We start from the raw sequence: 13,966 nt of genomic DNA, 5'->3' as shown, positions 1-13,966 counted from the left end.
CTAAGCCACACTTATGGTGACCCAACGCCAGCTGCCATCGCTTGTCGCCATCCGCGCCTTCGAGGCGGCGGCACGGCTGGGCAGCTTCGCCCGCGCCGCCGAGGAGCTCGACACCAGTGCGGCATCGGTGAGTTACCACGTGCGCCGGCTGGAGGCCCAGACCGGTACCTGCCTGTTCCTGCGCCACGCCCAGCATGTGGAATTGACCGCCGCCGGTGCGAGCGTCGCAGTGGAGGCCACCCGGGCCTTCGACGCGCTGCGCGCCAGTTTCATGCGCGCCGCTGACATGGATGCGGCACGACTGCGCCTGTCCGTTCTGCCGACGCTGGGCACCAGCTGGTTGACGCCGCGCCTGGGCAGTTTCCGCGCGCGCCATCGAAGCATCGTGCTGGAACTGGACCTGTCGGCAGAGCCGCAGGACCTGGCCGCCGGGCGTTTCGATGCCGCCATCCGCAACGGGCATGGTGCGTGGCCCGGGCTGCAGGCCACGCCCCTGTTCCCCAGCATTTTCACTCCGCTGTGCGCGCCAGCGCTGCTGCCGGCGGCAGACGGGCTCGGTCGGCGGGCGTTGGAGGTTCCACTGCTCGGCAGGCCTGACTGGTGGGCGCTGTGGTTTTCCGCACATGGTGCTGTTCCGCCACCGGACCCGGAGAGCTTCGTCACCCCCTTTGCGATGGAGCATCTGGATGTCGGTGCTGCCATTGCCGGGCAGGGCATCGCCATCGGCTCGCCGATCCTGTTCAAGGCCGAACTGGACAGTGGGCGCCTGGTGCAGGCACATCCCGGTGTGGCCAGCGACGGGCGTGGTTTCTGGTTCGTGGCACCGACGGCGCGCAGCCGCAGCACCAAGGTCATCGCATTCGGTGACTGGCTGGGCGAGCAGGCCGCGCAGGCCAGGCGTGCGTCGCGACATCATCTGGCACACGCGGTGACGCCATGAACCAGAGCCCGGAACTGTTGCGGCGCCTGCTGCGTGCCAAGGACCGGATGGACCACGCCAGTCACGAGGACTGGCCGGTGGCCCGCCTGGCCGAGGTCAGTGCGGTATCGCCTGCGCATTTCGCGCGTTCGTTCAAGCAGGCATTCGGCCTGCCGCCGCACCGCTACCTGCTCAGCCGCCGCATCGAACGGGCCGTGGCGATGCTGCGTGACACCGAGCTGCCGGTCACCGAGATCGCCGCGCAGACCGGCTGGAGCAGCCTGGGCACCTTCGGGCGCATCTTTCGTGACATCACCGGCGACAGCCCGGGCAATGTGCGCCAGCGCGAGCGCGCCGGCGAGGCGACGCCGGCCAGCGTGCCGGAATGCCACGCACGTGCCGCGCAGCGACCGGACCTGAACATCGCAGTTTTGGAGAAGCGCCGCCGCGAGGCGGTTGCTAACGTGGATCCCACCTGAGGGAGGTCCCATGACAAACACTGTGAACACGGTCGGCCTGTATGTGCGCGACCAGGATGAGGCGCTCGCGTTCTACGTCGGCACGCTCGGCTTCGAAGTGCATACCGACGTGCGCAATGGCAGCTACCGCTGGCTGACGGTGCGCAGCCCCGGCCAGGACGGATTCCAGCTGGGCCTGTTCGTGCCCGGTCCGCCCACCCACGATGCGGCCACCGCGCAGGCGCTGCAGCAGCTGGTGGCCAAGGGCGCAATGCCGCCGCTGGTGCTGGCCGTGGATGACTGCCAGGCGCGCTACACGCAATGGCGGGCGCAGGGCGTGGAGTTCACCCAGGCGCCGGTCGAACGCTACGGCGCCATCGATGCGGGGTTCCGCGACCCGTCCGGCAATGGCTGGAAGATGATCGAAGCGCGCTCCGAAGCGAGGCACCGTCAATGAGCCGCGGTGGCTGGGCGCGGCCCGTACATCGCTGGACCTCGATCGTCTTCACCCTGGCGGTGATCGCCAACTTCGTCGTTCGCGGGCTGGGGCAGGGCGAGCCTGCAACGTGGATCACCTATTCGCCGCTGCCGCCACTGTTCCTGCAGCTGTTCACCGGCCTGTACCTGTTCGTGCTGCATTACGCCGGGAAACGCCGCGGCGCCGCGCTGGGCGCTGCGGGCTGAGGCCGCCTCAGGCGGCTGCGTCGGCGGCGTAGGCCGCCAGCACTGCCGGCAGCTGCTCCATGCGCTGGAAGATCACCTTCGCGCCCGCAGCGCGCAGGGCCTCCGGCGTGCTGTGGTGCGGGCCGCCCTCGCTGAAACCAAACACGGTCGCACCTGCCGCGACGCCGGCGGTGGCGCCGGTCACGGTGTCTTCGATCACCGCGCAGCGCTTCGGGTCCACGCCCAGCGCTGCGGCGGCGGCCAGATAGACATCCGGGTGAGGCTTGGTGTTCGGCATGTCCTGGCCACTGAACACATGGGCACCGAAGGCATCAAGGATGCCGACCTTGCCCAGCTGCAGCTTCACCTTGAACAGGTCGGCACCGGAGGCGCAGGCAATCCGCCCGCCGGTGGCCGCGGCAATCGCACGCACGGCCTCGGGCGCCCCCTGGATCGCCTCAAGGTCCTGCTCCAGCGCGCGGTTGCGCTGCTGGCGGAATTCCTCCAGCCATTGCTCGGTGAACGGCTTGCCGGTGCGCTCTGCGATCAGCCCGGCCAGATGAGCCACGGATTGGCCGAGGAAGACCTCGCCCGCCTGCGCCGGGGTCAGCGGCCAGCCGCGTGCGGTCAGCATTTCCGAGAGCACACGGGCCACCAGCGGCTCGGAATCGACCAGTACGCCGTCGCAGTCGAACAGCACGGCATCGAAGGGGAAACGGGACATCTACTACTCCGGGAACAGCCAAAGGGGCGACGTGCCCGCCATTTTCCCATAGCGGGTCGGGCGGGGCACGCGGGCCACAGGAACGCTAGACTGCCAGGTCAGCCCGCCCAGCGCCTGCACGGGAATACGCCTTGAACCGATTGCGATCATTCTTCAGTGCGTACCCCATCAAGTTCGCGATGGCCGCCAAGCTTTACGTGCTCTGCCTGTATCTGCCCGTAGCCCTCCGCCTGGTCGAATTCGGGCGCCGTCTGGGCCCGCCCGAGGCCTCACGTGAAATCGGCTACGCGCTGGCGGAGCTCGGTTTCAGGCTGAGTCTCTTCGCCGGAGCGGCGGTACTGGTGTCGATGCTGCTGTTCGGGCGTCGCGGCGCGCTGCGGATCCGCCACCCGGTGATCGCTTCGATCGCCTTTTTCGGGTTGCTCGTCGTGCTGGATCGCGCCATGCGCATTCCGATGGCGCAGTTGCCGTTTCCAGTCTACAGCGTCGCAGCCATTAGTCTGATGCCGCTTGCGCATGCACTGGTCCTCACGCTGCTGGCCTTGGTGCCGGCGCTGCTGATGCAGCGGCGCATCCCTGCCGAGGGCGGGCACCATCACCTCATCAGTGCCAGCATCGCCGGCGCGGTGACGCTGGTGGCCGGCAGCTGCCTGCTTCCCATCCTGGTGGCGCAGCTGCCGGTGGGATTCTCGCCCGGCGAGTTCATCATGCCCGTTGCCGACGGCGCCGCGCAGCTGCAGATTGCGAGCCTGATCCTGTTGGTGGCCTGCGCGCTGACCACGTTTGCCGGCCTATGGGCCGGCGCGCCGTCGCCGGAACCCGCATCGACGGCGCGCACGATGGTGGTGTCGCTGATCCTGCTTGCCACGGCGCTGCTGATCATCCTGGCCAGCATGGCTTATCTTCTGCGAGCGCTGTCCGCTGGGGCGCCGACGACAGGTCGCGGGCTTGTCGTTGCCACCGTCGTCGGCGCCGCAGTGCAGTTCCTGCTGGCCAGAGTGCTGGCGTCACGATGGCTGCGCGCACAGGCATCGTGACGTTCCTCTGCCCCCCGATCAGCCCAGGTCACACCCGGCCGGCTGCGGCCAGGTGGTGGCCGGCAGCATGTTTTTCAGCGAGGCCGGCGCGTTGATCGCCACATAGCTGGCGCCCAGCAGTTCCTCCAGATCCGCAATCGTCACCAGGTAGTTGTCCAGGCTGCCCAGGTTGGCCTCGTTGGGGATGATCCAGCTGATCGCCTTGGCGGTTCCGGTGTTCGGGTCGCGGGTGATGATCGTCTTCCAGAAGAACTCCGGCGTCGGAATGCCATGGCTGGCCAGGAAATAATCGTTGGCGGCATCGCCGTAGACCACGCCACCGTAGACGTCCACCGGCGCGATGTCGCGGTAGCACTCGGCCACGTTCTCGGCCTTCACCCAGATGCCCTGGTTGAAGCTGGACACCTGCGGCACGATGTTGGTCATGTAGTTGGCGCGACGGATGTAGGTCGCGTCGTAATCCATGTGGTTGGACGTGACCAGATGGCCACGGTCATAGCCGGATTTGATGCTGGCGTAGGACGCGGTGCTGGTCTGGCCCAGGCAACCGGCCGGCAGGTCCGGGTCCTTGTAGAAGCTGGACGGCCGTGCGGCCGAACCGGTATCGGCGGTGAGCGTGTACTCGTAGCGGGTGGCACTGTGGATGCTGCAGTCGTAGGTGAGCACGAAGCCGCCCTTGTTGAGGGTGACTACCTGGGCCTGGGCTGCGCCGGCAAAGGCGCTGAGGACGAAGGCAAAGACGAAGCTTGCAAGGCGCATTGCGATTCTCCAGCAAAGAGTTCAGGACGCAGCTGCCCGCCACGACCAGGCCCGGCCTGTGTCATGTGAAGGCGTTGCGGATACGGGTGATGCGGAGTGCAGTAGAGCGAGGCCGCGATGAGGAGGCCCGGAGGGCCGCGCGGTGTCGCAAGCGTCACAAGCTGTCGTCTTTTGGTCAACGACGAAAGCGCAAAGCTGTGACCGGGTGCAAGCACTGGTGATCTGTCAGATCACGCGGTCCGTGGCTGACATGCGTACGTGCTAAGCACCCTGCAGGTGTGAAGTGCATGCTGGACCGCGCATCCTCCGCGGCCCGGTTCCGCACCGATTGGCTCTACAAGGAAGCCTCTTGCCCAGCATCCGGCGCCAGGCAGGCGGCCCTGCTTTGCTCGCTCGAGTCCGCAATGACCGCCTCGCTGAAACCACTTCGGCTCAAGTACAGGCGATTCCACCGATCCAGGGCATCGCCGTCACGCGCCCAACAGGCGTAGCGTGTAATGGTCTCCAGATTGTCGATGGTCGGGTAGCGCTGTGCGATTTCGTCCAGCCCCTGGCGCATCAGCGGCCAATCGGGTGTCGCCGCGCGGAAGTGATCGGCCGAATACGCGGTGGCTGACCAGTACAGCCGTGCGTAGCGCATGGCCCGCTTTTTCTTCGGGATACTGGCCATCGAGCGCCGTGCAAAGGCTTCCATCTTCTGTGCGCTGCCGCCCCAGGCCGGCGTGAAGTGCTGCAGGGCAATGAAGTGCAGCGGCTCGTAGTCGGGGAAGGCCTTCGCTGCACGGTCGACGAGCGTCAGTAGTTCTTCGTCATCCGCGCCCTCGCGCAGCGCGATCAGCACGCTCATCTCGTGCCAGAACGGGTCGCCGCCGGCAACGCCCTCATGCGATTGCAGGTAGGCCTGCGAAGCCGCGTTGTACTCATGGAACTGAGCCCAGTCTTCGGCATTGACGGTGTTGGCGTAACCATTTCCGCGGTAGCTCCAGGCCAGGTTGAGCGGAATCCGTGCAGTCATCAGGTGGGCTGCCGGCGACTTTGGCGCATGCTGAACCCAGCGCGCCGCCCAGGCCGACCAGCGGTTCCAGGCCTCCACCTCCTGCCGCGCCGTGCCGATTGCACGCGACATGCAGAGGTAGAAACGGCCCAGCCGGGATTCGCCGGCGGCGTTGAGCTCGCCCGTGCGGAGGCGCGCGGCCATCGCGTCCAGTGCCGGAAAGTCGTCGTTGGACATCAACTGCGCGATTTCGCTGCAGTCATCCGTGACGTCGGGGTCCCGGGCCGCCACGGCTGAAGGGGCGAACAGACTGGCCACGCTCAAGAGCGTGCCGACGAAGAGCGTCCTGCGCATCGGGGGGGCATCCTTGCATTGATGGGAGCCTGCGGAGGACCGCAGTGCCGCGAAGCATACCAAGGTGCGCTTTGCGCCATGCTGCGTCGCAAGGTGCCAGCCACCATTCGCACTGGTACGGTCCGACCCGTTGCACCACCACCGACGGGGAGAGACGACGATGCGCGAGCTTTTGCTGCTGTTGATCCTGCTGACCGGCCTGGCGCCCACCGCCTGGGCCGCCACGGTCAAGACCACCCATCGCACCATTCCCAGCTGGGATGGCACGCCTCTCGGGGCCTTCGTCATCGAACCGCAGGATGCCGGCAGCGGGCGCTATCCGCTGCTGGTCATGCCCAGCAGCTGGGCGGTGCCCAGCGTGGAGTACGTGGGCGTGGCACAGTCGCTGGCGCAGCGCGGCTATGTGGTCATCAGCTACAGCTCGCGCGGCTTCTGGGAGTCAGGTGGCAGCATCGACATCGCCGGGCCCGCCACGGTCGAGGATGTCAGCGCGCTGATCGACTGGGCGCTGGACAACACCCGCGCCGATCCGGCCAGGATCGGGGTCTCGGGCATCTCCTATGGCGCCGGCACCAGCCTGCTGGCGGCGGCGCGCGACCCCCGCATCAAGGCCGTTGCCGCACTCAGTGGCTGGGCCGACCTGCAGGCGTCGCTGTACAGCCATGACACACCCAGCGCCCAGGGCATCGCCCTGCTGGTGGCGGCGGGTCTGGCCACCGGCCGCCCCGGCGCGGAGCTGGCCACCATCAACCGCAATGTGCTGGTCGGCAATTACCAGGGGGCGGTGGACTCGCTGCTGCCGGTGGCCGCACAGCGCAGCCCGGCCAGCAGCCTTGAAGAGATCAACGCCAACCAGCCGGCAGTATTCCTCGCCAATGCCTTCAATGACAGCCTGTTCCCGCCGGGCCAGCTGGTCGATTTCTTCAACCGCCTGACGGGGCCCAAGCAGCTGCAGTTGCGCCACGGCGACCATGCCCTCAACGAGGCCTTCGGTGCGTTCGGCATTCCCAATGAGGTCTATGCCGCCGTGGGCGACTGGTTCGACCACTACCTGAAGGGCGTGGACAATGGCATCGATCGCCAGGCAGCGGTGCAGCTGAAGTCGCAGAAGGGCAGCTGGAGCCGCTATCCGGACTGGCAGGCCACCAATGCGGGCGCCGTCAGCTACGGCCTGACCGCACCCTCCGGTTTGTTGCTTCCCACCGGCGGCCTAGCGGAGAACGGTGGCGCTACCGGCTGGAGCTACCGCATCGGCAGCGGGCTGCTGACGGCTGCCAATTCCGGCGTGGTGATGGCCTCCGGTGCACTGCAGATGATCAACCTGCCGCCCGGCGCCTATGTACCGTTCGTCGGCCGCAACGCCGCCGGCGTCTGGCAGGGCCCGATCTACTGGAGCGCACGTCGCCTGGATGGCGCACCGGAAGTGCGGGTGACGGTGACGCCCAGCCGCGCCAATACCACGCTGTATGCCTACCTGTATGCCGAAGACGTGCTGGGCAACGGCCAGCTGGTCAGCCACAAGCCCTACACCCTGCGCGGGGCCACGCCCGGCCAGCCGAAGACAATCGATCTCCGCCTGGAAGCCAGCAGCTGGAACCTCCCGGCCGGCAGCCGCCTGACCCTGGTGGTCGATACCGTGGACCTGCGCTATGCGGGCATCAGCCAGCTGGGCGGTGCGGTGACCTTCAGCTCACCGGCCAACGCGCCTTCGGTGCTGAAGGTGCCCCTGCATTGACGTGGCGCCGCGCCCGTTGCGGCGGGCGCGGCACGACAGACCTGAAAGTTGCCAGACTGGAGCGCAATCCAGTCGAGAGGTGAATCGATGGCGCTCGCATCGTTGCTGGTCGGCGCGGTACTGGCAGCAGGCACCCAAGGCTGTGCCACAGATTGGCCGAGCACGCTGTTGATGGATCTGGAGGCTGCTGACGCGGCCCTGCGCGGCAGCCATCCCGGGGTGGTTGACCCGCACAATCCCGGCTTCGTCTCCCAGATGGACGGCGCCCTGTCACTTGCACGGTCGCGCGCGCGCCAGGTCGACAGTTTCGCCGGCTACTGGTGGGCGATGAAGGGCTATGCGGCCACGTTCAACGATGGCCACGTGAGTCTCAATCCATTGGCGGGCGCCCCCATGCTGCCGGCCCGATGGCCCGGGTTCCTGACGGGCTTCGAAGGTGACGCGCAGGTGGTGATGGTCGTGGATGGACGCCCCGGTCGGCCGCCCATGGGCGCGCGATTGCTGTCCTGTGATGGCGTCGATGCACAGGCACTGGCTGAGTGGCGCGTGGGCGACTTCAGCGGGCGCTGGAACCTGCAGGCGAGCCGTATCCACGCTGGCGGCGAGGTGCTGCTTGAACAGGGCAACCCGTTCGTGCCGACGTTGCACAGCTGCGTCTTCCGGGTGGATGGGCGCCAGAGCGCCTACACGCTGCAATGGCTTCCGATTGATACGGCAACACGCGAAGCGCGACTGGCCGATACCCGTCGCAGCTTCCGCCCAGCCAATGGCTGGCACACATTGGCCGGTGGCGGCTACTGGATCACCACCAGCAGCTTCAATGCCGATCCAGCCACGCGCAATGCCCAGCAGCTGACCGAGCTTTTGCAGCAACTCACCCCGGTGGCCGACGCACTGCAGCAGGCACCGCGGGTGGTGCTGGACGTGCGCGGCAATACCGGAGGTGCGTCGCACTGGAGCATCGCGCTGGCCCGTTTGATCTGGGGGCCTGCAGCGGTGGATGCATTGCGTGACGAGAGTTGGGCGGAATGGCGGACGTCGGAGGCCAACATCGCGCAGCTGCGCGGCTTCCTGCAGAAGCTGAAGGCAGCACACGACGCGTCGCCCGAACTGCTGCACATGCTGGAAACGGTCACCGCAGGGATGGCCCGTGCCGGTGCGAACGGTGAGGCGCTGTGGTGCGAACCGGCGGACGCGCCGGTTGGGCCGATGCGTCCGCCCGCTGCAGCCGTTCCGGATCGCAGCGGCAGGGTGGTGATCGTGGCGGACGCCTCCTGCGGCTCAGCCTGCCTGGATGCACTGGATCTATGGAAGCGGCTGGGCGCTCTGCAGGTGGGGGTCGAGACGTCCGCCGACAGTGTCTATATGGATATCAGGCCTCAGCCATTGCCCAGTGGGCTGAGCCGGATTTCGGTACCCATGAAGGTCTACCGCGGTCGCGGGCGCGGTTCGAACGAGCCCTACGTGCCGGATCGCCGCTACGCGGGGGACATGCGGGACACGCAGGCGCTGGAGGCATGGATCCTGGAGGGCAGGGACTGATCGGACCTGATCGGAACCCGCCGCCCGCGCTGCGCTGATGGAGGATCATTCCCCCTGTGGCAACAGCACCCGGATCATCTCGTGCTGCCTGGACAGATTCGCCCGTTGCACGAAACCCTGGACGATCGAGGCTGCCACCTTGCGCTGGTTGTCCATGTCCAGCAACGGTGCGATGGCCTGCCCGGAACCGTCGGGGCTGTCCCGGAACGGGCAACCGACCGGGCCAGCCGTGGTGAATGTCAGGATCGCCTTGGCCACGCGCGCCGACGGCGAACGCGGCGCATCGAAGATCACCAGCGTTCGCTCGTAACTGATACCCGTCGCACGTACGGTCGAGTGCAGGGAATCCTCGATGGTCATGTGCGCGCCGAGATCCTCGGCAAGCGCATTCAAGCAGTTGGCCGCCGTCGCCCTGCGCAGCGTTGCAGGGTCGGTGCGGATGATCATCGCGCAGTCGACGTCGGAGATCGGTACCTGGGTGACATCCAGGTAGGGGTTCTGTGCCAGCGTCCCGATCAACGCCAGATCGTCGCTGTAGCCACAGGATGCGGCGGATGTCTGCAGGCGTTGCAGCAGCGTTGCGACCCGCTGCGCGACCCACTGCCGCCCCTGCCGCAGGCGATGCGTGTGGGTGGCCGACAGGGCGCCGTGATCGAATCCCGAAGATGACGCCTGCATGCGCATTTTGACCTCACGCATGCAGGCATCGACCTGCTGCATGCAGTCCCTGTCATCGGCGAACACCGGCGCCGCCGAGATGCCATCGATCACCCTGCCGAACGTCGCCAGGTCGCCCTGCTGGTCGCGGTACCAGTCGTGGATGCGCTGCACATTGCGGCGACGCTTCTCCAGCTTGTCCGCACCCGGCCAGCCGGGATAGGCGGCGATCTCGCACAGCATGGTCAGGCCTTCCCACAGGTGGTACTCCATGCTGGGCAGGGGCAGCCGCCAGCGCTCTTCCGCGCCGGCATCCTCGGCAATCACCAGATGGTTGCGGATGATGTCCGACCACACTGTCACGGCCTCCACGGTATCGCGGCGCGGCGTGGTCACATCGATCAGTTCCATCAGGATCGGCCGCGGCGTCACCGGGTCGTCGCCGGCAGGCGCCTTCGGATCCTTCACCCATCGCGCGTGCCAGGTGTAGCCCATGCGGTACAGCACGAACGGCTTGATGCCGTCGTTGAGGATGATGCCGGGTGGCGGCGGAGGGGCAGGTGGCGGCTGCACGGGCAGTGGCGGCTGCGGCGGGGGCAGCACGGACGGGCTTGTCACCGGCGCGGGCGTGCCGATGCCCTTCAATGGCTCGCTGGTGAACAGATGCAGGCCCGCGCGGTCACGCTGGTAGACCTTCCGGAACGTCTGCGGAGTGTCACAGATCACCAGGCACTGCTGGCCGGACGGCACATGGATGTCCACCGGTGCAAGATCCACCACTTGGCCGGCCAGCGGATTCTGGTTGGGTGGGAAGACGCTGATCTCCAATGCGATATTGAGGCCGGCGCCGAGCATCACCTCGATCACGATGTCCTCCACGCCGCCGTGCAGGGCGTCCTGGGCCGGGATCGGAATCCAGGGATTGATCACCACCTGCGTATCCCAGTCGGACCGGCCGAAATCGAACAGCGTCGGTGGCGGCTGGGCCGGGCGTTCAAGCAGTGCGTCCAGTGCGTTGCCGCCCTTGACGTAGAAGAACATCAGCGGCTCGTCAGGCTTCAGGCTGTAGTCGCGCCGTACCTTGCTGGACAGGCTGCGCAGCTGGTCCTTGATGTCCGACAGGGCCTTGACCACGACCGAGCGGACGTCGGGATACGCCTGCGCGTTGTTGATCTGCGCGGTGAGCTGCTTGCTGATGTGGCGCCGGGCCTCGCGCTCGGGCGTGCTCTCTTTCATGGAGGGGCCTCGCTGGGGTTGCAGGGGATCACACGGGTTCGCGCTGGAGGCTCAGGCGGGTGACAGCAGAGCGGCGATCTCCCGGTACCAGTCGATCTCCTGGCTACCGGGCCTGGCGCTGGCCAGGGCCTCGTCAACCTCCAGTGTTCCTTCGCCCGGAACCTCCACACGTGCCCCGAGGACATTGCGCAGATTGGCCACCGGCACCCGTCCGATGCTCGCCACCTCCCAGTCGGTCACCAGGCAGGACTGGGGGCGCACAGGGCTGCTGGCACTGGCCTGGACGTTGTTCTCGGCCTCCTGCGCCATCCGCAGGAGCTCCTCGGCCGTGGTGCGGAAGCGAACCAGGGAGAAGCTGCCTCCCCCATCCGGAAACAGCCGGGCACGCAGATCGCATGCGGCGCGTCCCTGCCCAAGCCAGATGCCAAGCTCCTCCTCGAACTCGCGGCGCGCGGCGCGCTCCTTGCGTTCGTTGTTCAGGCGGCCGCCGCCGGGCAGGGCCCATTGCCCCGCCTGGTTCACCAGCGCCGGGGGCAGGCCATCCGACCACGCTCCGACTTCCGCCACCAGGCGTTGTGCCAGTATCAACGCAGCGGCCCAGTTCGGCGCACCCCGGGTGGGCGGCGGCAACGCGATGGAGAGCTCCCGCAAGGTCGTACGCGCAGCGCTGAACGGGGGAGGGGTTCTTGCGTCCTCGCGGAACAGGCTCTGCAGAGCGGCCAGCGTCTCCATGGCGATGTCATCGGTTTGCGGATGCGCGCGTTCGGCGCTTTCAAGCGCCCGGTCCAGTGCGTCCATGGTGCGGGGCAGCGTGCGTTCGCCGCGGTAGGCGACTGACCCAGCGGCGCGCCAGGCGCCGGAAAGCAGCTTCTTCACCAGATCCCAGTCCTGCTCTGTGCCACCACCGGACGCGTTGCGGATGGCCAGCACAGCGGCCATCGCCTCGGCAGAAAGTACGACAACGGAATTGCTGCCCCACCAGCTGTTGAGCACCCGTTTGCGGACGACCAGATAGTGGGCTCCATCCCAGACTGCGACGTAGACCTGGTTCATGGTGCACCCCTCCGTTCAACCTGCGTGGAGGGGGCCGGGCGCATTGCCGGTGTGCCAGCGGTAGTCCGGGAAAGGCGTGCCATGTCTCGCTCCTGTGGGCTCGAAAAGTGGGGGTTTGGCGGCGTTGCCATCGGGGCGCAGGCCGTGCGTCGCCGCGAATCCACTGTAGGAGCGAGGGGCGAGGGAGGATCGGCGCCAGCCACGATGTATGCGGCGGAACCGACGGAACAGGAGCGCGGGTGCATTGATTTCCCCGCATTGGCGCAGAGCCCGTGGCCGCCCAGGGATCAGCGACTGCCGGCGCCTGCCTCCGGGGCGTGCAGCACGCGCAGCTTCTTCTTGTTGATCTTGCCGACGCTGATCACCTGGCTGTTCCTGAAGCACTACTTGCGTTGAGTGGCAGCCGCTGCAGCGTCAAGCCTGGCGGTCGAGACACCATGCTAGCCTTCCCCTTGGCAGAGGAGTGCCTGACAGGGGGAAGGCATGGACACACGACGCCGCGTTTGCAGCGTATTGACTGCATCCGGCATGCTCGCACTGGCACTGTCCGCCAATGCGCTCGCGCATCCGGGCGGGCTCGACAAGCAGGGGTGCCACACCAACCGGAAAACGGGTGAGTATCACTGTCATCGAGGCGCTCCAGCGGCACCTCGATACGTCGACACTCCGCGCAGCAGTTTCGCCCCCGCGCCCGCGCGCGGTTCCCGGGTGTTTGCCAACTGCGCGGAGGCCCGCGCCGCCGGGGCGGCGCCGGTACGGCGTGGTGATCCGGGCTATGGCCCGCACCTCGATCGCGACAATGATGGCGTGGGCTGCGAACCCTATCGGGGCCGCAGGTAGGGCATGGCCCGCCTGGCTTCAACTCCCGTTTCCCCGCGTTCGTCGGCCATCGCCGGGGATTGGTCGCACGATCTCCCCGTATGGCAGGGCCATGCCCTAGGCTGTTGGGATTGAACTGCTGGGATGCAAGCAACCATGAACCGCTGGATTTTCCTGGTATTGGCCACGCTCCCGTTCGCCGCCGGCGCCGTGGTCATCCGCGATGATGTTGACGATGCCAGGTACCAGATCGACGCATCGGTGTTCCCGGCACTGGCAGACATGCCGGGCGAGGGGCACGGCGTCCTGATCGCGCCGCGCTGGGTGCTTACCGCCGCGCATGCCGCGCCGATGGAAGGGAGGGGCGCCACCATCACCATCAATGGGAACGGCTACGGCGTCGAGCGTGTCTTCCTGCACCCCGGCTACCGGAGGATGCCCGAGGCGCTGGGCAAGGAAGCGATGGCAACCGGGAGCGCGTCGAAAATCCACGCGTTCCTGGCAGCATCGGATGACATTGCACTGATCAAACTCGCCGCACCGGTGAGCGATGTGCCGCCGGTCGCACTCTACCGTGGCGCCGACGAGGTCACGCAGGTTGCCGCCCTGATAGGGAGAGGCGCCACCGGCAATGGTGCGACTGGCCTGGTGCCCGGCGGGCCGCATCGTACGACGCTGCGGCGGGCCTGCAACGCGATCACAGGCGGCAACACGCGCTATCTCTGGTACCGGTTTGATCCGCCTCCGCAGGGCCTTCCCCTTGAAGGCGTGCTCGGCAACGGCGACAGCGGCGGCCCGCTGGTGATCGAGAAAGATGGGGCCTGGCAGCTGGTGGGCCTCGGTTCCTGGATCACCGCCGTACCCGAGCATGCGCTGGAAGCGGGTTTCTATGGGCAGGTGGTCTACAACGTGCGTGTGTCCCGCTACATCGACTGGATCGAAAGCATCATCGAGCGTGACGCGTCACTTTAGTTCTTGTTCCCGTAGCCCGGCGGTGCGGAGCAGGCGTAGCGGAA

General features: G+C 67.2%; 14 protein-coding genes. 9 read left to right on the top strand and 5 right to left on the bottom strand.

The features are described 5' to 3' along the window. The first annotated feature begins 13 nt into the window (after positions 1-13). The 4 genes from ACT6SE_RS10765 to ACT6SE_RS10750 are packed head-to-tail and all read left to right on the top strand — an operon-like array spanning position 14 to position 2,061. Entirely contained in the window at positions 14-940 is a 927-nt protein-coding gene (locus ACT6SE_RS10765; protein ID WP_046430788.1) for a LysR substrate-binding domain-containing protein, read from the top strand. Next, entirely contained in the window at positions 937-1,398 is a 462-nt protein-coding gene (locus ACT6SE_RS10760) for a helix-turn-helix domain-containing protein (protein WP_014647242.1), read from the top strand. The genes ACT6SE_RS10765 and ACT6SE_RS10760 overlap by 4 nt, the downstream gene beginning before the upstream one ends. A gap of 10 nt (positions 1,399-1,408) precedes the next feature. After that, on the top strand, positions 1,409-1,834 hold the full coding sequence (locus ACT6SE_RS10755; RefSeq protein WP_046430787.1) for a VOC family protein: 426 nt from the start codon (positions 1,409-1,411) through the stop codon (positions 1,832-1,834). After that, positions 1,831-2,061, top strand: a complete 231-nt coding sequence (locus ACT6SE_RS10750; protein WP_046430785.1) for a hypothetical protein — start codon at positions 1,831-1,833, stop codon at positions 2,059-2,061. Before ACT6SE_RS10755 ends, ACT6SE_RS10750 begins: the two co-directional genes overlap by 4 nt. 7 nt (positions 2,062-2,068) lie before the next feature. On the opposite strand, the gene ACT6SE_RS10745 is transcribed toward ACT6SE_RS10750, so the two are convergent. Further along, positions 2,069-2,764 (bottom strand): HAD family hydrolase, encoded by a 696-nt coding sequence (locus ACT6SE_RS10745; protein WP_014647239.1) that lies wholly within the window; start codon positions 2,762-2,764, stop codon positions 2,069-2,071. Positions 2,765-2,943: 179 nt separating this feature from the next. Here ACT6SE_RS10745 and ACT6SE_RS10740 point away from each other — a divergent pair, with 179 nt between their 5' ends. Beyond that, complete coding sequence (locus ACT6SE_RS10740) at positions 2,944-3,801, top strand: hypothetical protein (protein WP_230548541.1); 858 nt, start codon at positions 2,944-2,946, stop codon at positions 3,799-3,801. An 18-nt stretch (positions 3,802-3,819) separates the two neighbouring features. Here the strand turns inward: ACT6SE_RS10740 and ACT6SE_RS10735 are convergent, their stop codons facing one another. Both ACT6SE_RS10735 and ACT6SE_RS10730 read right to left on the bottom strand, forming a co-directional pair. Then, positions 3,820-4,560, bottom strand: a complete 741-nt coding sequence (locus tag ACT6SE_RS10735; protein WP_014647237.1) for a DNA/RNA non-specific endonuclease — start codon at positions 4,558-4,560, stop codon at positions 3,820-3,822. 334 nt (positions 4,561-4,894) lie between these two features. Continuing rightward, a complete protein-coding gene (locus tag ACT6SE_RS10730; protein WP_046430782.1) occupies positions 4,895-5,908 on the bottom strand; it encodes a DUF4034 domain-containing protein in 1,014 nt (337 codons plus the stop codon). Positions 5,909-6,068: 160 nt separating this feature from the next. Between ACT6SE_RS10730 and ACT6SE_RS10725 the strand changes: the two genes are divergently transcribed. Both ACT6SE_RS10725 and ACT6SE_RS10720 read left to right on the top strand, forming a co-directional pair. Then, complete coding sequence (locus ACT6SE_RS10725; protein ID WP_046430780.1) at positions 6,069-7,643, top strand: S15 peptidase family protein; 1,575 nt, start codon at positions 6,069-6,071, stop codon at positions 7,641-7,643. An 87-nt stretch (positions 7,644-7,730) separates the two neighbouring features. Then, on the top strand, positions 7,731-9,185 hold the full coding sequence (locus ACT6SE_RS10720) for a S41 family peptidase (RefSeq protein ID WP_046430778.1): 1,455 nt from the start codon (positions 7,731-7,733) through the stop codon (positions 9,183-9,185). A 45-nt stretch (positions 9,186-9,230) separates the two neighbouring features. On the opposite strand, the gene ACT6SE_RS10715 is transcribed toward ACT6SE_RS10720, so the two are convergent. Further along, positions 9,231-11,078 (bottom strand): hypothetical protein, encoded by a 1,848-nt coding sequence (locus ACT6SE_RS10715; protein ID WP_046430776.1) that lies wholly within the window; start codon positions 11,076-11,078, stop codon positions 9,231-9,233. A 51-nt stretch (positions 11,079-11,129) separates the two neighbouring features. After that, the gene (locus ACT6SE_RS10710) at positions 11,130-12,131 is read right to left on the bottom strand and encodes an NUDIX hydrolase (protein WP_046430775.1); all 1,002 of its coding nucleotides are present in this window, start codon (positions 12,129-12,131) and stop codon (positions 11,130-11,132) included. A 483-nt stretch (positions 12,132-12,614) separates the two neighbouring features. On the opposite strand from ACT6SE_RS10710, the gene ACT6SE_RS10705 reads away from it, so the two are divergent. After that, positions 12,615-12,971 (top strand): excalibur calcium-binding domain-containing protein, encoded by a 357-nt coding sequence (locus ACT6SE_RS10705; RefSeq protein ID WP_088375214.1) that lies wholly within the window; start codon positions 12,615-12,617, stop codon positions 12,969-12,971. Between the two features lie 135 nt (positions 12,972-13,106). Next, complete coding sequence (locus ACT6SE_RS10700; protein WP_046430807.1) at positions 13,107-13,922, top strand: S1 family peptidase; 816 nt, start codon at positions 13,107-13,109, stop codon at positions 13,920-13,922. Positions 13,923-13,966 lie beyond the last annotated feature (44 nt).

It is taken from the genome of Stenotrophomonas sp. LC732, assembly GCF_052446685.1.
GTDB lineage: Bacteria > Pseudomonadota > Gammaproteobacteria > Xanthomonadales > Xanthomonadaceae > Stenotrophomonas > Stenotrophomonas muris.
This window is presented reverse-complemented; position numbering and strand designations above follow the sequence as displayed.